The organism is Streptococcus parasanguinis ATCC 15912 (assembly GCF_000164675.2).
Classification (GTDB): Bacteria; Bacillota; Bacilli; order Lactobacillales; family Streptococcaceae; genus Streptococcus; species Streptococcus parasanguinis.
Map to the genome: position 1 here is coordinate 735,446 of NC_015678.1, position 19,329 is coordinate 754,774.

Annotated in this window: 13 protein-coding genes; 1 reads left to right on the forward strand and 12 read right to left on the reverse strand. The window is 43.3% G+C overall.

What is annotated here, in order from left to right:
* Positions 1-145: 145 nt before the first annotated feature.
* Genes HMPREF0833_RS03625 through HMPREF0833_RS03640 form a run of 4 tightly spaced genes read right to left on the reverse strand, consistent with a single transcriptional unit; the run spans position 146 to position 7,316 of the window.
* Positions 146-1,792 (reverse strand): membrane protein, encoded by a 1,647-nt coding sequence (locus HMPREF0833_RS03625; protein ID WP_013903750.1) that lies wholly within the window; start codon positions 1,790-1,792, stop codon positions 146-148.
* A complete protein-coding gene (locus tag HMPREF0833_RS03630; protein ID WP_003010968.1) occupies positions 1,782-2,525 on the reverse strand; it encodes an ABC transporter ATP-binding protein in 744 nt (247 codons plus the stop codon). Before HMPREF0833_RS03630 ends, HMPREF0833_RS03625 begins: the two co-directional genes overlap by 11 nt.
* A 38-nt stretch (positions 2,526-2,563) precedes the next feature.
* The gene (locus HMPREF0833_RS03635) at positions 2,564-4,195 is read right to left on the reverse strand and encodes a M20/M25/M40 family metallo-hydrolase (protein ID WP_041818253.1); all 1,632 of its coding nucleotides are present in this window, start codon (positions 4,193-4,195) and stop codon (positions 2,564-2,566) included.
* Positions 4,196-4,217: 22 nt separating this feature from the next.
* Positions 4,218-7,316 (reverse strand): CocE/NonD family hydrolase, encoded by a 3,099-nt coding sequence (locus HMPREF0833_RS03640; RefSeq protein ID WP_041818256.1) that lies wholly within the window; start codon positions 7,314-7,316, stop codon positions 4,218-4,220.
* Positions 7,317-7,488: 172 nt separating this feature from the next.
* On the opposite strand from HMPREF0833_RS03640, the gene HMPREF0833_RS03645 reads away from it, so the two are divergent.
* On the forward strand, positions 7,489-8,970 hold the full coding sequence (locus HMPREF0833_RS03645; RefSeq protein WP_013903753.1) for an alpha-amylase: 1,482 nt from the start codon (positions 7,489-7,491) through the stop codon (positions 8,968-8,970).
* Between the two features lie 189 nt (positions 8,971-9,159).
* On the opposite strand, the gene trxA is transcribed toward HMPREF0833_RS03645, so the two are convergent.
* The 8 genes from trxA to HMPREF0833_RS10155 all read right to left on the reverse strand — a co-directional run bounded on the left by trxA (position 9,160) and on the right by HMPREF0833_RS10155 (position 19,026).
* Positions 9,160-9,474, reverse strand: coding sequence for a thioredoxin (gene trxA, locus HMPREF0833_RS03650; RefSeq protein WP_013903754.1), 315 nt, complete (start codon positions 9,472-9,474; stop codon positions 9,160-9,162).
* A gap of 97 nt (positions 9,475-9,571) precedes the next feature.
* On the reverse strand, positions 9,572-12,598 hold the full coding sequence (locus HMPREF0833_RS03655) for a CocE/NonD family hydrolase (RefSeq protein WP_013903755.1): 3,027 nt from the start codon (positions 12,596-12,598) through the stop codon (positions 9,572-9,574).
* 121 nt (positions 12,599-12,719) lie between these two features.
* The gene (locus HMPREF0833_RS03660; RefSeq protein ID WP_003018146.1) at positions 12,720-14,705 is read right to left on the reverse strand and encodes a peptide ABC transporter substrate-binding protein; all 1,986 of its coding nucleotides are present in this window, start codon (positions 14,703-14,705) and stop codon (positions 12,720-12,722) included.
* 585 nt (positions 14,706-15,290) lie between these two features.
* Positions 15,291-16,328: a M42 family metallopeptidase gene (locus tag HMPREF0833_RS03665; RefSeq protein WP_013903757.1), complete on the reverse strand. Its 1,038-nt coding sequence runs from the start codon at positions 16,326-16,328 to the stop codon at positions 15,291-15,293.
* Positions 16,329-16,391: 63 nt separating this feature from the next.
* Positions 16,392-16,838, reverse strand: a complete 447-nt coding sequence (locus HMPREF0833_RS03670; protein WP_013903758.1) for an NADAR family protein — start codon at positions 16,836-16,838, stop codon at positions 16,392-16,394.
* Positions 16,825-17,469 (reverse strand): hypothetical protein, encoded by a 645-nt coding sequence (locus HMPREF0833_RS03675; protein ID WP_013903759.1) that lies wholly within the window; start codon positions 17,467-17,469, stop codon positions 16,825-16,827. Before HMPREF0833_RS03675 ends, HMPREF0833_RS03670 begins: the two co-directional genes overlap by 14 nt.
* Before the next feature lie 33 nt (positions 17,470-17,502).
* Positions 17,503-17,880 carry a hypothetical protein gene (locus HMPREF0833_RS03680; protein ID WP_013903760.1) on the reverse strand — a complete coding sequence of 126 codons (378 nt, stop codon included), beginning with the start codon at positions 17,878-17,880 and terminating at the stop codon, positions 17,503-17,505.
* Positions 17,881-17,904: 24 nt separating this feature from the next.
* A complete protein-coding gene (locus HMPREF0833_RS10155; RefSeq protein WP_255309069.1) occupies positions 17,905-19,026 on the reverse strand; it encodes an EndoU domain-containing protein in 1,122 nt (373 codons plus the stop codon).
* Positions 19,027-19,329 lie beyond the last annotated feature (303 nt).

Below are 19,329 nucleotides of genomic sequence, written 5' to 3' on the forward strand. Positions count from 1 at the left end.
TTTTGGATTGTCGAGCAAGACGCAACGGTTGAGTGGGCTCTACTACGCTGATTTCATCAGCTTTACAGCCCTACTCAACTGTGCGGAGGTGGGACGACGAAATCGAATTCTAACGAATTACCGATTTCTGTCCCACTCTCTCTTTTTATTCTCCGATCTCTTGGTAGAGGGTACGGATTTTTTTGCGATAGATGGTATAGCTGATCCCTGCTCCAATTAGCAGTATGATACTATAAAGGATCACAGCCAGCAGGGTGCTGACGGAATGATAGGTCCAAATGAAGCTGACAATGATCAAGAGAAACATCACAAAGAGAAAGACAATCAAGAGAATAGACTGAAGAACTGCATTCCCACGATGGCGGGTCATCAACTCCGTGATATTGGTCCAATTGGTGCTAAAGTTCTGAAAATCTTTGACATAGTCTCGGATGCAGATCGGAATAGTCGTTACGACCCAGATCAGCAACATGGCTAGGATAGCCAAGGGATGGACGCCAAAATAGAGACAAACGCCAACTAGAAGAATGACAGGAAGGATGGATTGCACCAGATAGAGCAACCAAAACTTCATAAAGAGATAGCGTTTGAAATCAATAGGGAGGGATCTCAAGTACTCAAAGTTTTCGCGCTCTAGCGAAATACCGATACTGGTCAAGCCTCCAAAACTATTGAAAACACCAATCAAGATGGCAACAAGGGTCAGTGGCACCAGATACTGGGGCGTCAAGTAAGGACTGAGTCCTCCTATATTTTTCGATGCTCCTGCTGCTCCACTGAGTAGGAAAATATAAGGCAGAATGCTCATCATCAAGAGGACTTGCACCATAAGGGTTCCATCGCTCAAGAGTCTGCGATGATACTGAATGACAAATCGTCTAAAGGAGTCTTTCTGACCCACATGGAGCACTCTCACGCGTTCCTTAACGGTTTGGTTGGTCGCAACTGCAAGGGCTGCATCATAGAACTGCGGGATCACGATTTTGCGAACCAGGCCAATCAAGACCAGAAGGACCAGGATCCAGCCCAGAAGGCCAAGGATTGCTTCTCCATCAAAAGGATGGAGGATGAACTGATGAAAGGCCGTAAAAGGTGGAAATAGAATGGGAATATCTGCGCCACCCGTCACTTCTACCCGATGGGTTTGGACTAGATTCAGATAGAGATAAGCTCCTAGACTCAGAAGAGAACCAATTCCGATCATGATGTTGGAGACCAGAGTCGTGTGTTTTTTGAAAAACAAGGTCTTGGTGATCAAATGAGCTAGTAATATCGTCGCTAAAAAGAGAACGCCTAAGAGAATTAAGGCACAAAAGAGGCCTAGCAGGATCCCTAACGGATTAAAGCCACCTGCCTGCACAGGGAGGATCAGAAAATAGCTGATCAAGGGAAGGATAGCCATGAGAAGAGTCAGGATGACCGAGATGCTCTTTCCTGCTATGACTTCTGCATCCGAGAAGGCATAGGGCCTGTAAAACTGGAGGTCCTTGCTTTCATAAAAGACATTGTAAAAACTCATAAAGCCTTGGGAAATGGTCATCAAGGAAAAAAGGGCGACCATATTGACAAAGAAGGCTGGTTGGTTCACAAAATCATAGATACTAAAGAGCAAGCCAAATATGAGGAAATAGACCAGGCCTAAAAAGAGATAGTTGAGCACCGATTTACGGGCAACATTGAGTTTGACGTCCGGTTTTTTTGCCTGTTTGGCACGTAATTTTGCGATCTGAGCGGGCTGACTGGCATAGATGATATTGACATTGACCAGTTGCTGGATAATCTTAAGACGCATGATCGCCACCTTCTTCCTTCCGACCCGCTAGACTGAGATAGATACTTTCCAGACTTTGTTCGGGGTGCTGGCCCTTTAATTCCTCGATCGTCCCATAGAAAATGAGATTTCCCTTTTTGAGAATGGCGATTTTATCACAGAGTTGTTCGGCCACTTCTAAGACGTGAGTAGAGAAAATGACCGTTTTGCCGCGATCCGCATGCTGGCGCATCATTTGTTTTAAATCGTAAGAAGCTTGTGGATCCAAACCGGTCATCGGTTCGTCCAAGACCCAGATATCTGGATCTGACAAGAGTGCTGCAATGACGAAGACCTTCTGGCGCATTCCATGTGAAAAGGATTCAATCACTTCATAGCGGTGGCTCTGAAAATCAAAGATCCTAAGAAGCTCCTCTAAACGTTGGTCACAGTCTTTCTGACTCATATCATAAGAGGTCGCAACCAACTCCCAGAATTCATTGGCTGTGAGACGCAAGAAAAGATCTGGCGAATCTGCCACATAACCGATCTTCTTTTTGATCGCCAGTCGATGGCTATAGAGGTCCTGACCATCCACTTCAATTGATCCAGTGGTTGGGGTGATGACACTGACCAGGCTCTTAATCGTCGTTGACTTTCCAGCTCCGTTGTGACCAATCAAGCCGACAATTTGTCCATCTTCGATGGTCAGATCCAAGTGGTTGAGGGCAATGTGCCCATCGTAATCTTTGGTAACTCCGTGAAATGTAATCATGTTAACTCCCTAATTGATCCTCATTGGGACCGTTTTTCTTATTCTGTTGATAAGCGATCATCGAAATGGTAGAGCAATTCTAGCAGATAGTTTGGAATGGTCTCCAAGAAGTCTTCTTTGTAGACCCGCTCTCCTCGCTTATGCAATTCTTTACCCCATGGTCCTAGATTAACTGCTGGAACCTGAATTTGAGCAATTTTTTCCAGATCCAGATCATAGACCTGGGCTGGTGTGGCTAGGCTATCTAGGACGACTTGATAAGAAGCCACATCCTTTTCCAAGGCACAATAACTGGTGTCGTTAATCCCCATAAAGTATTCTTCGACTTTTAAGAGGTAGCCTCTTTGGTCCAGATACTCGCGGTAATCAGTGATGAGGGACACGATATTGAGATCAGTATTGTCTAAAAAGCGACAATTCATGGAAGGATAATATGGGGGCGCAAAACCGATGACCACCATAGGATCCTTATCTCCGAGAAACTCAAGGAGTCGCTGGATTTGCTGAATCGCAAGGCTCTGGTAGCTGGTCCCATTACGAAAATCTTGCTCCGCTTTTTTATTAGAAGCTTCTCTATAGTCTTGGTAGCCCTCTAAGGCTTGGCAACGTTCCTCTAGTTCTTGATAGGTGATGACTCTTGGCCTTGCAATAATATGGTCTTGCCCTGCCTGATCCTGCAAGTACTCGTACTTCTTGTAAAAGGCGTCCAAGGCCTCCTGACTAAGCTCATAAATCCGCTGTAGGAGCTCTTGGGGTGTTTTCTTCAAATGCAACACACTGAAATAGCCAGCCGCATAAAGCACGGTCGATACATCGTACTGCTCCTTCAAATCTCTGAGATAGGACCAAGAAGGAAGGGGGGACGTTTCTCCCAAGGCCTGATCTGCCAGATCGGGATGAAGATCCAGCTGACTTGCGATGGCTACTAAGAGCGACAAGGCATTGATCCCTTTAAGGGGCTCCTTCATATGGGACAAGACGCCTTGCGCCACAACGACTGGCATGAGTTTGCCGACTGTGCCAATGTGAAGGACCTTTTCTTTTCCTACTTCCGATTCAAAGGGTTCTGAATCCACTGCTAATACATAATTCAGATCAAACTTTTCCTGCAAATCTGTGAGGAGGCCCAAAGCTCCCCGCATCCCACGTGAATAGGATTCCTCGTCTCCAACAGAGAGATAGAGCAGATTGACCTGACCTTCTGTAGGAGCTGCTACATAGGCTTCCAGAACCCCCAATTGAAGGGCTAGGGCTGCTTTCATATCGCAAGACCCTCTGCCAAATTTCCATTCTCCAGAAGCTAAATCTTCCTGCATATCAGGTCGACTGTCCAGTCCTTTCAAGGCTTCTGCTACTTTATCAGAATCGAGTGCGATTTCCGACAAATTTCCATAGTCTTCTAGATCGACTGTATCATGGTGGTGGAAAAGGATAACTGTTTTTTTCTTTCCCTTATCAACCAAGGCCCAATTGACCGACCGATGCAAGTGATCCTGTGGCACCTGATAGCGCCCAAAGTGGTCCGGATGGTCCTTGAAATAGGGGATCTGGCCAATCCGTTGATCCAGGTAGGCTTCGATCCCTTGCTCGGTCTCAGTGTTGGTAAAGCTTGGGATTGCCAAGGCTTCAGTAAAAATCGTTTCGATGCTCTCTCTATTGGTGGTTTTCACTTTTCTCCATCCTTCTTTTCTATTATTCATCTTTATGAGCTTTGCCAAGTGACAAAAGGCTGGTGAGCATGAGTCCTAGGAAGCCAAAGAGAGTCCAAGAGCTTGTTGCTTGACCTGTTTTTGGAAGGCTTGGTTGGCTTGACGCTTCTATTTTATCTTTATCAGCTCTTTGAGCCAATTCTTGTGCAGTTTCTTCTTTTTGTTCCTTACGGAAGTCCATCAGATCCTGACCGTGGCTTGGTTTTTGAGGAATTTCAGAAGTAGCTGGATTGGTTGGAGTCATTGGATTACTTGGAACAATTGGTTTTTCTGCTTGATCTACTGGACTTGGGTCTTGTTCAGGATCTACTTTTGGTTGAATGGTTGCAATTGGCAAGATCCGATCTGCCAATGACGCATACTCTGTATCTTTTTCACTTGGTTGATAACGGAACAAGAGAGACCGACTGTTTTCTACGATTGGAATCGTTGCAGAAATAGAATCTGTCTTGAAGGTCACTTCATAAGGATCTGCAAAATAGATGTAATCCGGATCATAGGTGTGCAAACTCAAAACCAGTCGATGGCCTTTTTTCACTGTATAGAGATTTGGTTGCAGATACATGGTGTAATCATGATATTCATTTTCTTTCAGATCAATAGAATGACTAGAACTTGCTGAGTCATAGCGAGATGCTGGATTAGCTAAATTCATCCAACCACGTGCAATCACTACACTCTTAACCTTGTGGGTCTTGTAGCGTTTGAGAGGCAAGGTTTCAAGGTTGCTACCATTCCAGTAGCCTGTCTCATCGATGGTTTCCTTGTCTAATGTGCGTGTGCTATAACCGTCTTTATCATAGGTGATTTCTTCTTTGACCACATCAAAGTCTTCGTCAGAAACATCCATCAGGGTCGCACTGACATGAGCATGGTTTTTGTCTCCCTTGACAAAAGCAGCGCTAAAATGTACAGGAATATGGCCTTTGATGGTGACATCTTGATCAACTGGTGCTGCATAGGAAGCCGCTACTTCTGAGGAATGGAAGGCCGCATCTTGGTTGCGTGTGGTCCAGTTATTTCCCGTACCATAGTAATCCCCAGTCACTGTCACATCCTCCCGTTTGGAATAAATTCGAGCGGAAATGGCATTGTTGGTATCCCATTTATCAAAACGACGCCATTTACTTGGATCAAGATTGTCCTGAGCTGTTACTTGTGGAAGGTTTTCAATCCCATTTTCAATACCGTAAAGGTAATGGCTATACCAGAGATTCATCAGGTCGTTAAAGGCTTGACCTGCGACTTCGGTTCCTGACCAACGAGTAGATGGATAAACGTGATTGCCCTGGTGGAGCAAGACCTTGGCATCGATCCCCGCCTTTTTATAGGCTTCTAACATGAGTTCAAAATGTTTGGGTTTGACATTGTCATCATTGAGACCTTGAATGATGAGAGGAGCCGCTTTCAAGTTGGCTGCGTTTAGCGTGTAGTCGCGTTTGGCATATTCTTCGTTGTAATTATGACCATCCTTGTGTTGGAGCTCATTGAGCTTGGTGATATAGGCTGCATAGTAATCCTTGACCTTATCCCAATCTTCCTTATCAAGGATTCGGCCTGAGGTATAGACAGATAGCCAAGATAGGTCATTGGAAGCTCCTGTATCCAGAGGAGATCCTTGGCTGTTGAAATGGTCGTACCAACTAGCAATCCCTGCAGCCGGCACAATGGTCTTGAGACCTTCAACACCAGTAGAAGCCACACCAAATGTTGTCGTACCTGCCCAAGACAAACCAGTCATGGCGACATTTCCATTGGACCAATCTGCCTTAACTTCATGGTTACTAGTCTTATCTGAGTAGGCTTTGCGTTTGCCGTTTAGCCACTCCACGATATTTTTATAAGCTGCGACTTCAAGGTCAGAGCCGGTCGTATTGATCCCGTCTGATCCTTTTGAGCCCAAGCCACTGCTGGTCACCACTGCATAACCACGGACTAAGAAATAATTGTACCAGTTGAGATTTTCGTAATCATAATGCGTATAGTCTTCAGAGCTTTCACGCGGATTGACATAGTACCAATCCTTTGGATTGGTCGCCTTGGCCACTTCCTCAGTCGTAACGGTCTTGGTTGCTGGGCGTTTGGCAGGTTTTTCATAGAGCTTGGCCATATCGAAGTTTCCACCTTCTTTGAGACCAATTCCCTCTAAGGTACGCTCTTCTGTTGTTCCTGTTACATAAGGACTAGCTTCAAAAATGGTCGCAGCTTTATAGTCCCCATTGACAGCAGCTTTTGGCACCTGCACAAAAGTCTTAACCAAGTCAGGCTTGCCGTCTCCATCCGTATCATAATCGGTTTCCACATAGACAATATAGCGAACGATGTCACTCTTGTCATAGGAGTAATGCTCCGGATCGTCTCCTGGCGTAAATGGGAAAATAGGTTGTGCTTTGCCATTCAAAAACAGAGGAGTCTTCTTGTCTGCGCGGTAAGCAGCACGGAGCTGTTTGGCTACATCAACCATCGAAGTAAGATTAGTAACTGGAGCAGAACCCTCCACTCCTTCCTTGACCATCCCAAGGCTCTTAGCAAAAGCTAATCGGTCTTTATCAGTAGATCCGACTTGGTTTTCCTTGGTCGAAGCCCAGTTCAAGAGTTGATTGACTGCCTCCGTCACCGTAACTTCTTTTTCACGATCCTGGTCGGTTACAGTCGCACCAGTAATTTTAGCCAAATCCCCTTGGGTTACTTTTGGAGTCGCACTCACCTCTTGACTGCGAACGGCAGGCGTCGCAGGCGCAGGGCTTGACTGATTGGCTAGAGTGGACTCAACAGTTGGGGCGCTCACTACCGCTGGACTTGATGCAGGTTCTTCCTGTAGCTCAGTTGTCGGAGCGGTTGGTGAAGTGGTTGGTCGGTTAGTTTCTGAAACCTCTTCCACTTTTGCAGGCTGAACGGTTTCTTTGTTGTCTCCTTGTGTTGAGGTCACTGTTTCAGTAACTTCAGAGCTTGTCGCTGGAGGAGTCACCGTCTCCTCAGTAGTTGTGCGACTTACTTGGTCTGCTTGCACATGCTGGGCAAGTACGGCAGGACTAATCAGTAAACCTGCAACGAGTAGAGAAACAAGAGTTGTTTTTTTCATAAAATGGTCTCCTTTCACCATTTTCAAAGTCAGTCCTAGAGGAGCCCGACTCTATTATTTTATATTCTCACTTCATTTCTTTCATGTATGCGATTTCTTTTTCAGGAAGGGCTTGTTTCCAGTGCAAACGTTTGTCCTATCCAACTATTTTTGGTAAAATAAGGACATTCGCATGAAAGAAGAAATAAAAATGGAAAATCAAACCTTAATGCAATATTTTGAGTGGTATTTGCCTGCTGATGGGAACCACTGGACGCGTCTTGCTGAAGATGCGCAACACCTAGCAGACTTGGGTATTCGCAAGGTCTGGATGCCGCCTGCCTTTAAAGCTACTTCTAACAATGACGTTGGTTACGGGGTCTATGACCTCTTTGATTTGGGCGAGTTTGACCAAAAAGGAACGGTTCGTACCAAATATGGCTTCAAAGACGATTATCTTCAAGCCATTCAAGCCCTCAAAGATGCAGGGATTCAACCAATGGCCGATGTCGTTCTCAACCATAAAGCTGCTGCCGATGGCTTAGAGGAATTCGAGGTCGTTGAGGTCGATCCGATGGATCGAAACAAGGTTCTCACTGAGCCCTTCACCATTCAAGGATGGACCAAATTCACCTTTGATGGCCGAAATGGAGCCTATAATGACTTCCACTGGCATTGGTACCATTTCACCGGCACTGACTACGATGCTTCACGTAATAAGAATGGGATCTACCAAATCCAAGGGGACAACAAAGGTTGGGCTCATGGAGATCTGGTAGACAAGGAAAACGGAAACTACGATTACCTCATGTATGCCGATATCGATTTCAAACACCCTGAGGTTGTAGAAAATCTCGATCAGTGGGCTGAATGGTTTATCGAAACGACTGGTGTAGAAGGTTTCCGTCTGGATGCGGTTAAGCACATTGACTCCTTCTTTATGAAGAATTTTATCCACAATATCACCAAAAAATATGGAGAAGATTTCTACGTTTTTGGCGAATTTTGGAATGGGGACACAGAAACCAACGATGAGTACTTAGAAAGCATTGACTACTTGTATGACTTGATCGATGTGGCCCTCCACCAAAATCTTTTCAGAGCTAGTCAAGAAGGTGAAAATTTCGACCTGCGAACTATTTTTGACGGAACACTAGCGCTCAATCATCCTGAAGAGGCCGTAACCTTTGTGGACAACCATGATACCCAACGAGGGCAAGCCTTGGAATCTACCATTGAAGAATGGTTTAAGCCTGCAGCCTATGCCTTGATCTTACTTCGTGAAGCTGGTTTGCCTTGTGTCTTCTATGGAGACTACTACGGTATCAAGGGCAAATTTGCGCAAGAAAGTTTCCAAGAGGTCCTCGATCGCCTCTTATGGGTTCGTAAAGATCTGGCCTATGGGGAACAGACGGACTACTTCGATGACCCCAATTGCATCGGTTGGACACGTTCAGGTACAGAAGAAGCAGCACCGATTGCCTGCTTGATTTCCAATAACCAAGCTACTACAAAAGTCATGGAGATTGGCTCATCCTACACAGGCCTCACCTACTATGATGTTCTAGAAAATTGTAGCGAAACCGTCCAAGTCCAAGAAGACGGTACTGCCGAATTCCCAGTGGCAGAGCGCTCTGTCAGCGTCTGGGTAGCCCAAGATACAGAGGGCCAATAACCTTTATATATGATTTTCTCCTAGGATCTACATCTTCCTAGGAGAATTTTTTTCCTGTAAAAATTTTATAGGAAATACAGCTTCATTTTAGCACTATAAGAAAGCGCTGTCAATGGGTAGCGCGTCTATTTGAAAGAAATAAAGAGCATAAAAAAGCTCGTTTTCCAGTTTGGAAAACGAGTCTTCTTTTTAGCTCAATTCTTCAATGATTTCTTTCAATTGCGCTTTCGTATGAACTCCAGCAACTTGTTTGACAACTTGTCCATCTTTTTTAAAGAGAAGAGTTGGGATCGACATAATACCGAATTGACGTGCTGTATTTGGATTTTCATCTACATCCATCTTACAGATTTTCAAATCATCTTCATGTACTTCTTCTGCCAACTGATCCAAAATTGGAGCTTGCATGCGGCATGGACCACACCAAGTTGCCCAAAAGTCAATCAAGACAAGTCCTTGGCTGGTTTCTTGTTCAAAAGTTGCATCTGTGATTACGTGTGCCATATTTCCTCCTTTTTCAGTAGTGACTACTGATTCTGCATTTCTACTTTTATTTTACACTAAAAGATGCCATTTTAGAAATATTTGCTACGGGGACTCCTCAGGCATCTTCTCTCTTTTTGCGCCAAAAGATGAGACTAGAAGCTATTAGGCTGATCACCCCTAAGAGACCCAGAGCATGATCTTTGCTCCCTGTTTGAGGAAGCATATGGTCTGCTTGTTCTCCTCCTACTGCAGAAGTCACTTCTTGAGGATCTTCTGTAACTGATTCCGAAGTCGTGGTAACAAATCGAGGTCCATAGGATACAGCTAGTGTAAGATGAGGTTGCTCTTGTCTTGCTGATCCTGTTTGCATCTGTTCTTCTATTTCAGGAACAGTTTGGCTTGGTTGGACAAAGGATTCTGGGCTTGGAAGCCTATATTCTTCCTTGTAGTGCACTTCTGGAGCAACTAGAGCACCCCCCTCAACTTCTGGTAAATTCGCATAGTCAGTATCTGTTGCACTTGGTACATAGGCTGCCTTTTGGGCTCGGGTCTTTTCGACAATTGGAATCGCTGCCTGGATAGAATCTGTCTTGAAGATCACTTCATAGGGATGCTCCACCGTTAAATCAGATGGGTCATAGGTGTTGAAAACAAGCGCTAACTTGTGACCTTTCTTAACTGTATAGAGATTTGGTTGGAGATAAACCGTGTAATCGTGGTATTCTCCCACCTTTGGCTCAATGCTAGCGCGTGAGCTTGCTGAATCGTAGCCAGACTCAGGGTTCGCAAGGTTTATCCAGCCTTTAGCAATCACCTTGTACTTGGTCTTGATGGTTTCGTATTCGGCAACAGATAGGTTGCTTAAATTGCTTCCCATCCAGAAACCATCTGCTGTTTTATCTTGCTTGACGCTACCATTTCCTACCACGTCAAAGTCCTCATCTGCCACATCTACCAAGAGGGCGTTAATTTGGAAATTCTTTCCTTGACCTTTGGCAAGAGCTGCCTTGAAATGAACGGGGATGTGGCCCTTGATCGTAGTGTCCTCAGTAACATCAGAAACAAAGGTCAGATTGGCCTTAGAGGAGGCTTTGCTGACTGTTTCATTACGGTTAGCGATCTCAACACCTGCAGCCGCATAATCACTAGAAATGGTTTCTTCTAGACGTTTCGAGCTTGCATTCAAGAAGAGACGTTGACTGCTCTTCCAGTTATCATAGCTTGTCCACTTGCTTGGATCATAGTTGTTTTGAGCTAGAACCGCTGGCAAGCTTTCGACGTGATTGTCCACTTCATAGAGGTAATGGGTCAGCCAGGTATTGAGCAGGTCATAAAAGTCCTGACCATTGGCGGTGATGCCGTATCCTCGTGACATAGCTGCTGGATAGACGTGATCTCCTTGGTGGAGATAGAGCTTGACATCTTGGCCTGCTTTCTTGAGGGCATCGTACATAAGTTCAAAGTGTTTGGTCTTGACATTGTCATCATTCAAGCCATGGACGATCAGGGCGCTGGTCTTGAGATTTTCTGGATGAAGGGTATAATCCCGCTCCTTCCAGACATCACTGTAGTTACGATCGTGGGCGTACTGGTCCTTGTTCAATTGGTTGATGTAGTTAGAATAGTTTTGCCAAATCCCTGCCCAGTCGTCTTGGTCCAGCATCCGTGTGCTAACGTAGAGGGAGAGCCATGAAAGGTCACTATAAGGGGCATTGCCAAACTGGGTTCCTTGGCTATTGAAATAATCATACCAAGAGGCAATCCCTGCTGCTGGAACGATGGTCTTTAGGCCTTCTACGCCTGTCGCTGCCACACCAAAGGTCGTGGTTCCAGCCCAGGAGAGACCCGTCATAGCGACATTACCCGTTGCCCAGTCTGCCTTGATTTCGACATTGCTGGTCTTGTCGGTGTAAGCCTTGCGTTTGCCATTAACCCATTCGATGATATTCTTGAAGGCATTGATTTCGAGATCAGATCCCGTCGTGTTAAATCCTTCTGATCCCTTGGTACCAAGTCCAGCACTGGAGATAAAGGCATAGCCTCTGACCAAGAAATAGTCGTACCAGTTCAGATCTTCGTAGTCATAAATATACTCGTAGGGACTGTAGTAATACCAATCCGATGCCTTGGCTTTTTTAGCTGCTTCTACTGTTGTTTCACTGCTTACTGGCTGTCTCTTTGCAGGTTGGCTGTGCAGTTTCTTCATGTCGTAGCTACCGTCCGTTGGAAGCCCCAAACTTTCGAGGGTCACGTAGTTTTCATCGAGCGTCCCTGCTACGTAAGGACGCGCTTCGAGAATAGTGGCTGCCTTAAAATCCCCTTGCGCTACTGCTTTTGGTAATTGAACAATGGCTTTGACTAAGTCAGGCTTGCCATCTGCATCGGTATCGTAGTCCGTTTCAACATAGACTGGGAAGCGCACAATTTGGCTGTCTTCATATTTATAGTCTTGGTCTGCTTTTTCTCCCGTCGTATAAGGGAAAATAGGCTGGGCACGACCATTTAAAAAGAGCGGACGTTTCTTTTCAGCCCTGTAGGCATCGTAGAGTTTCTTAGCTGTTTCATACATCTTGGCCAATTCTGGCTGACTAACCTTACGAGTCAGATCATCAGATTTTTCAATCAAACCTAAACTCTTGGCAAAGCGTTCGCGATCTGCTTGGCTTTGGCCCAATTGGCTAGGATCTGTTGCTGCCCATTGAAGCAAGCCATTAACAGCATCTTGGACCGTCAACTCTTTAGAGGCCTGATCCGCTGCAAGGGTGCTACCTGTGACCTTTGCCAAATCCTGGGCTGTTGCCGGAGCTCCTGAAGTAGGAGCAGATTGAGGTGCAGCTTCCCTGTTGGTTGCTGCTGGGAAAGTAGGCTCACTTTGTGCTACACTGTCTTCTCTTGCGTGGGCCGCTTGATTGGCACCTGCAGCCCGATCCAGCGATCCCTCATTTGAACTTGCGGCTTCTTCACTTGTGACAGTGCTTGCGTCACTTGTTGTCGGTGTTGCTTCAGTAGATGGAGCATGGACCACTTCTGTCGATGGGGCTAACTCTTCCGTTTGCTCGTCTGCTGCTGCTACTTGGTGCAAGACCATCGGCGCGATCAGTAAGCTCGATGCGACAATGGAAACCATTGTTTTCTTTTTCATGTCAATCTCCTCACTTTTTTGTAATCAACACTCCTATTATACTATGTAAGCGTTTTTATATCAAATAGATATTCAAATGATCCCACAAAAATACCGAGGCATCAGCCTCGGTTATCGATTCTTATTTAACGTGTTTCTTAAGATCTTCTTGTGCTTTTTTGTTTGACTCTGCTTGTTCTTTTTGCCATTTTTCAAGGGCTTTGTTGTAGTCAGCAGTTGTCACAGCTTTGTCTTGGAGTTTCATTCCTTTGTAGATCACGTGGTCTTTTCCTTTACCACCAGTCCATGCAAATGGAGCTGAGAATGGTTCGATACGTGTCAAGAATGGACGTCCAGTTGATGAAGAAGTTGGAATAACAAGGGCGCTATCTGTCAACCAAGCTTGCGCTGCCGCATATTTTTCGTAGCGTTTGTTGACGTCTTGTGTTTCTGCACCAGCATCTTTGATCATCTTTTCAAAGTCGTACAGACCAACTTTTTTAGCTGCTTCATTGTTTTCACTTGGGTCAAATCCAAGGAAAGTCTTAGTATTTTCACCAGATGAAGCTTTCAAGATATCCATGTAAGTTGATGGATCTTGGTAGTCAGGGCTCCATCCAACATTATCAGAGAGATCCCAGTCTTCGCCAGCCGCATTTGGTGCAAAGAGGGTCACATTTTGAAGGTCTTCTTTCGAAAGCATTTGGATATCGATGACAACATTTTCTTTACCAAGCGCTTCTTCAACTGATTGTTTGAAAGATTGCGTCCGTTGAACTCTTGATGGAGTCGTTTGGTCCACAGGCATATCGATGTGAATTGGGAATTTCACACCTTCTGCTTCCAAGGCAGTCTTCGCTTTTGCAAACTCTTCCTTCGCTTTCTTAGCATCGAAGAGACCGTTTTGACCATCGTCTAGTTTAGTAGATTTCCACTCATCTCCGTAGGTATCCAATTGTGTTTTCACCATTTCACCGAAGGTTTTACCATCAGCTTGGACAAATGTTGGTGGAATGTAGAGGTTACGGATGATCTTGCTTGCTCCATCTTTTCCGTTCAATTGAGCAGCATACGCTTCACGGTTAAAGGCAAAGCTGATCGCTTGACGGAAGTCCTTGTTCAAGAGAGCTTTCTTAGTAGATTGTTTTTCCTCATCGGTCTTCTTAGCAGTGTGTTTGTATGATTGACGGTCGATGTTGGTACCAATGACATAAGAAGCTGCGTCTTGAGGAGTGTAGGTGATTTCGTCTTTGAATTCTTTGGCTTGCTCTGAGTAACCAGATCCAGTTGGGAAGAGTTTTGCCAAGCTAAGAGCATTTTCACCGAATGATTTGGCCAATTTACTTTGGTCTTGTCCATCGTAGAATTCCAATTTCACATCTGAGATGTAGACCTTGTCTTTATCCCAGTAGTTTTCATTCTTGGTCATTTCGATAGAAGATTTAGAAGTAAAGCTCTTCAAGATGTATGGACCATTGTAAAGAAGAGAGCTGGTGTCACTTGCTTGGGCGAATTTATCCCCTTTTGATTTCACGAATTTTTCGTTGACAGGGAAAGTGATCCCAAGAGTCAATTTAGAGTTCCAGTAAGATTCTGGTTGGTTCAAAGTGATTTGAAGGGTATGATCATCAACTGCTTTTACTCCTACAGCTGAGAAATCTTTATTTTTACCACTGACGTAGTCATTCAAGCCTTTGATAGAATCTTGGATGATGTAGAGCATTTCTGATTTGTTATCAGCCGCATATTTGATCCCTGTGATGAAATCTTTAGCTGTTACATCCGCATACTCTTCGCCTTCTGAATCATACCATTTAGCATCATCACGAAGTTTATAAGTATAAGTCAAGCCATCTTGCGAAACTGTCCAGTCTTTTGCAAGAGATGGAATCAAGTTACCGTATTTGTCATTTTCAAACAAACCATCAATCAAGTTTCCTGTGATATCGTGGGTTGCTGCTTTACCAGATGTGATATAGTTTAGGTTTTCTGGCTCAGTCTCATAGACATATGAGAATTTTTGACCGTTGCTTGAGCTAGATGATTTAGAACCACCCGAACAAGCGGCTAGGATACCTGCTGAAAGGAGGGCAACTCCCGCAAGTGCAATGACATTTCTTTTTTTCATGTAAAACTCCTTAAGAAATTTTAAGTTTATTTTAAGATTATACCACAATGATTTTCAGAAGAAAAGGAATTTTCAGAAAATTTTAGTTTATGAAAAAACTACTCCGAAGAGTAGTTATTAATTTAAGTTTAAAACTAATTTGAGACTTTCCTTAGGTGAGTACGGACGTTAGGTGAAATTATCCAGTGGATGATTTCAGCAATCCAGGAAGTTCCATGACTAAATCAAGATACTAAGGGCGTCTGCGGAAAAAGTCAAAATAGGAAGTTTGACGCAGGATCTTTCGATTCTAGGAGTACTTATCTTTTTGACACAATCCGCAACCTGTGTTCAATTCGTTTTGAACCCCTTCGCTTTTCAATTATTAGGCTCAGGCTAAAACAGTTCCCCGAACTGTTTCACTCTCAAAACTCCCGAGTGCTTGAAATGATTCTATTTCAAGCACTTTTCTCACGGCGAAAAGTCTCAGTTTTGATTTGAAAAACTATAAGGACTAGATATTTTATAAAAAGACTTCTTAAGTTATTTTCTAAGAAATAACATTTTTTTCTTTCTAAAACTAGTTCACAAAAGTAGTCCCAATTTTTAATCTACTAAGTCGCTTTTGAGGTAGGCATCGACCATGACCTCTGTTGCGACTACAGAATCCAAGTGAGTCCGCTCATATGAGTGGCTAGATTCGATCCCTGCTCCGAGGAGGGCATGTTTGACTTCTGCTCCTGCGCTCATGGCTGCAGAGGCATCTGATCCATAGAAAGGATAGATGTCCAACTTATAAGGGATTTCTTGGGCTTTTGCCAAGGCTACCAAATGCTGACGGAATTCGTAGTGATACGGTCCAGAAGCGTCTTTGACACAGATGGATACCGTGTATTCATCTGTCGCTTGGTCATCTCCCATAGCTCCCATGTCCACTGCCAAGTATTCGACCACTTCAGCTGGAATACTAGAATTAGCCCCATGCCCCACTTCTTCAAAGACTGAAAAGGCAAAGGTGGTCGTTACTGGCAATTGGATCTGCTCTTCCTTGTACACGCGCAGAAGATTCAAGAGAATCGCTGCACTCACCTTGTCATCTAAATGGCGAGATTTAATAAAGCCAGTATCTGTCACAATGGTCCGGGGATCAAAGCTGACAAAATCACCTACTTCAATGCCAAGGGCACGGGTTTCTTTTTCATTGGTTACTTTTTCATCCAGACGGACTTCCATATTGTCCTGGGTCCGCTCGACAGTCCCCGCATCCTTATAGACATGGCAAGAAGTCTGATGGACCAAAATCGTCCCAGAATGGGTCTTTCCGGTATTGGCTACATGGACCGTACAATTTTCCCCTTCAATCATATTCCATGGGAAACCACCGATACGGTCCAACTTGAGACGGCCATCTGGTTTCACCGCGCGGACAATAGCCCCCAAGGTATCCACATGGGCTGTGACATAGCGTTGTTTGTCTGTGATCACACCAGGCACGGTTACATTCACGCCGCCCTTAGCAGTCCGAGTTACTTCGTACCCAAAGCCTTCAATGGTTTTGACCAAGTAGTCTGCAATCTCTCGTGTAAAACCGGTCGGGGAAGGAATGGCTGTTAATTCCTGCAAATAAGTCACTGTCTGATTCATAATGCCTCCAAATGTGTTTTTCTTTATTCTAGCATGAAATAGGTGGAATAGCTAGAGGAGAGGTTACAAGGTAGAGTTTTTTAATTCCTGCCGCACATGCATTAAGAGAAGGCCTAGCTTGTTATTCCCAGAGCCATCTCCCCCATCAGCCCAGTAAGCGTCGTTTTGCGTATGTTCGATGATGATGGCATCTCCTGTCGCCAGCAATTCTTTAGCGATATCTGGATTTTGTCTAAATTTCATTCGAAGGGCTTGATGCATCACCTCATCTTTGACCTCTTCCCAATCTGATCTCAAGGGATTTTGACGATTGCGTCCTTCCAAAGCAGCATCCATTGGAGATGCTATCTGACGAATTTTCTCTTGAATTTCGGGTACTAAAAACTTTTGTGCTTGAAAATAATGCTCTGAAGTTGGCCAGATTTTGCTACCATCTGAAAAAGGGTAGGGAGCAAAATTGGACATAAAACCATACTCATCATGTACTTTATAAAATTTAATTTCTTTCACCTTTATCCTCGATTCCAAAATCTCCTAATGATTGTTGCTTTTCTTTTAATAACTGTGTCACATAATCAGGCTCTACCTTTAAGAATAGCTCCAAGGTATCATGAATTCGCCAATAATTATCCTCAGGTTTGTCCATAATGGTTGAAAGGAAGTGTTTCAAATAGGGGATGTATTCAGAAAAACCATTATCCTCAACTAAGTAGTAAAAATATGAAATATCATAATAATTGTTTCCAGCCTGATCTATAATTTGACAGACATAAGGAAATATATCTTTCCTCGCTTGATCGCCATTACCACTATCTGACTGAGTAGCCCAGTAGCCTTTAAGGGCATCTAATATGATCCGATTGGTATCATCATAGCCATACAGACGATGCGAAATCATCCACTCTAATTGCCCTTGACTGAACATCTGTGTCAAGACATCAAAGCCCTCTCTAATTCCCCAAATGGTCAACAATCTAGAGACTTGAAAGCGTATATAGTCATCATCACTGTCCAACAATGAAGTCAACTTTTGAATCGTTTCTTCAGGAACATCCTCTAGATCAACATCTTCCAATATGTCTGCATAATCAACCCCTTCAGGGACTTTATAAAATAAATCTTCAAATTCTTTATTGTTCATCACTTCTCCATTATTTGGGGAATTATTTCAACGTCAATCCTCTAAAGTCACCGGAAAAATATCTACGCCACTGTACATTTTATCTTCCATTTCTTTCCACTCAATAACTAATTTATATAGTTCATCCGTTGAGATAAAGCAAGGTTCCCCAAGACTTTCATCATCCATTTGATAATATACTTCTGTTTCTTCTTTACCTATATCAATATTGAGCATATTACCACCAAAATCAGACGCTTCTTTTTGACCAGTAACAACCGCCTCTAATTCTTTATAAATGTGAGGGTAAAAAGTATTAACCTCAATAATAAAAAACTCACCTAAAGTTTGATAGTTTTCATCCAAAAATTTTATCGATAATCTAATATCACCGTTAGGATATTTAAATATTCCATATTGTCTTTTTAACATTTGTTACGTCCTATATCTTTCTATTTATTTACTGCTAGGAAAAGCTGAAATAATCTTTTCATTAGAGTCTAAATACATCGTAATTTTCATTCCATTCTTACTTATACCTTCATAAATGTTTCTTGAGTTAGTGTCAAATACCCTTGCTTCATATGCCTCATTAATGGTATCTACAACCTCCTGAGGGCTCATATGGTCAGGGAAGAAGGTGGAGTTCCCTCCATTGGCTTTCTTAAGAGTTCCATTTACTTCAACTTTCGCTTCATAAACCCCGGCATCATTTAAGGCGGGTCCTTTCGTACCTTCGATAATTTTTCCAGAAGTCCCTTCAACCATATCATAATGATAGCCACCTGCTTGTCCTCTCCTATTTATATCACCTTCAAAAATGTGGCTCAAAGACTTCTCAGTAAAATTCTCTGTATGTTTGAGATTTGCTAAGTCATCCAAATTGTACATTTTGAATTCAGAAACATTCCGATTCCAACTTTCAATTTTCCTATTGAAGAATGGAACTTTCCCTTTTACTTTACTAAATACATCCGAGAACGTTGAATAGGGTTTATTGTAGTACTGATTGTATCCAACATAAGAGGTATACAGGGAACTTGCCAGTTGCAAGCTCTCAGTAAAAGCCCTCACGTTCTTGATATCTTTTGCCCGATTGATTTCTTCCTGTGTAGCAGGTTTGCCTGTAAAAGGATCAATTCCTTCTTCAATTATATAATAATCATATTTAGTTTGAAAGGCGGGATCTCGCCAACTAAGCATTTTTTGACTATCTAAAAGGAAATAGCGATCTAGTAGGTAATCATAATTGGCCCGTTCTGTTTCAGATTTAAATAGTTGTGCATAGGGATTCACATGAGCCATGGAGATCAATGTTTTAAGTTCTGGGTAGGCCTCTTCTAATGCTTCTTGATCCATTGCATCAATACGTTTCTTAAATTTTGGGTCCACTTTGGCTAATTCTGAAGGTAATAATCCTAAGTGATCATCCTTCACTTCATTATATCGCTTCCAAATTAGTTTCACATCCTCATAATCCATAGTAGCAGTCACATTATCGCCTTGTCCCATTGTAAGAAACCTTTTATATGATTGAATTACAGTACCATACTCTTCCTCCAGTTCTGCACGTGACATTTTTGAAAGTTTTTCCTCTAACGTTTCAACCTTCGGATTCTTCACTTTGTTCAGAATGGCTTGACGTTTTTGCCATCCTAAAGAGATTGTTTGCTTCCACGATAGATCCGATCCACTACTTGGAGGCAAGTAGGTTCCACTAGCAGCATCTCCTGTCGCTAGCAGTTCTTTTGTTTAAATTAACACACCTACAGAATCATCCTAATATCAAATTTTTTTGAGAAATACATGGACAAACTTCTTTTAAATTAATAAACTGACTTCATCATATGCTATAATTTAGTTATATTTTACAAAAATGAA

Bases quoted from the DNA above. Each gene is read 5' to 3' on its own strand.
- HMPREF0833_RS03680 (WP_013903760.1), bottom strand. From the start codon at position 17,880: ATGTTAAAAAGACAATATGGAATATTTAAATATCCTAACGGTGATATT.
- HMPREF0833_RS03625 (WP_013903750.1), bottom strand. From the start codon at position 1,792: ATGCGTCTTAAGATTATCCAGCAACTGGTCAATGTCAATATCATCTAT.
- HMPREF0833_RS03675 (WP_013903759.1), bottom strand. From the start codon at position 17,469: ATGAACAATAAAGAATTTGAAGATTTATTTTATAAAGTCCCTGAAGGG.
- HMPREF0833_RS03660 (WP_003018146.1), bottom strand. From the start codon at position 14,705: ATGAAAAAAAGAAATGTCATTGCACTTGCGGGAGTTGCCCTCCTTTCA.
- HMPREF0833_RS03630 (WP_003010968.1), bottom strand. From the start codon at position 2,525: ATGATTACATTTCACGGAGTTACCAAAGATTACGATGGGCACATTGCC.
- trxA (WP_013903754.1), bottom strand. From the start codon at position 9,474: ATGGCACACGTAATCACAGATGCAACTTTTGAACAAGAAACCAGCCAA.
- HMPREF0833_RS03655 (WP_013903755.1), bottom strand. From the start codon at position 12,598: ATGAAAAAGAAAACAATGGTTTCCATTGTCGCATCGAGCTTACTGATC.
- HMPREF0833_RS10155 (WP_255309069.1), bottom strand. From the start codon at position 19,026: ATGTCACGTGCAGAACTGGAGGAAGAGTATGGTACTGTAATTCAATCA.
- HMPREF0833_RS03645 (WP_013903753.1), top strand. From the start codon at position 7,489: ATGAAAGAAGAAATAAAAATGGAAAATCAAACCTTAATGCAATATTTT.
- HMPREF0833_RS03665 (WP_013903757.1), bottom strand. From the start codon at position 16,328: ATGAATCAGACAGTGACTTATTTGCAGGAATTAACAGCCATTCCTTCC.
- HMPREF0833_RS03640 (WP_041818256.1), bottom strand. From the start codon at position 7,316: ATGAAAAAAACAACTCTTGTTTCTCTACTCGTTGCAGGTTTACTGATT.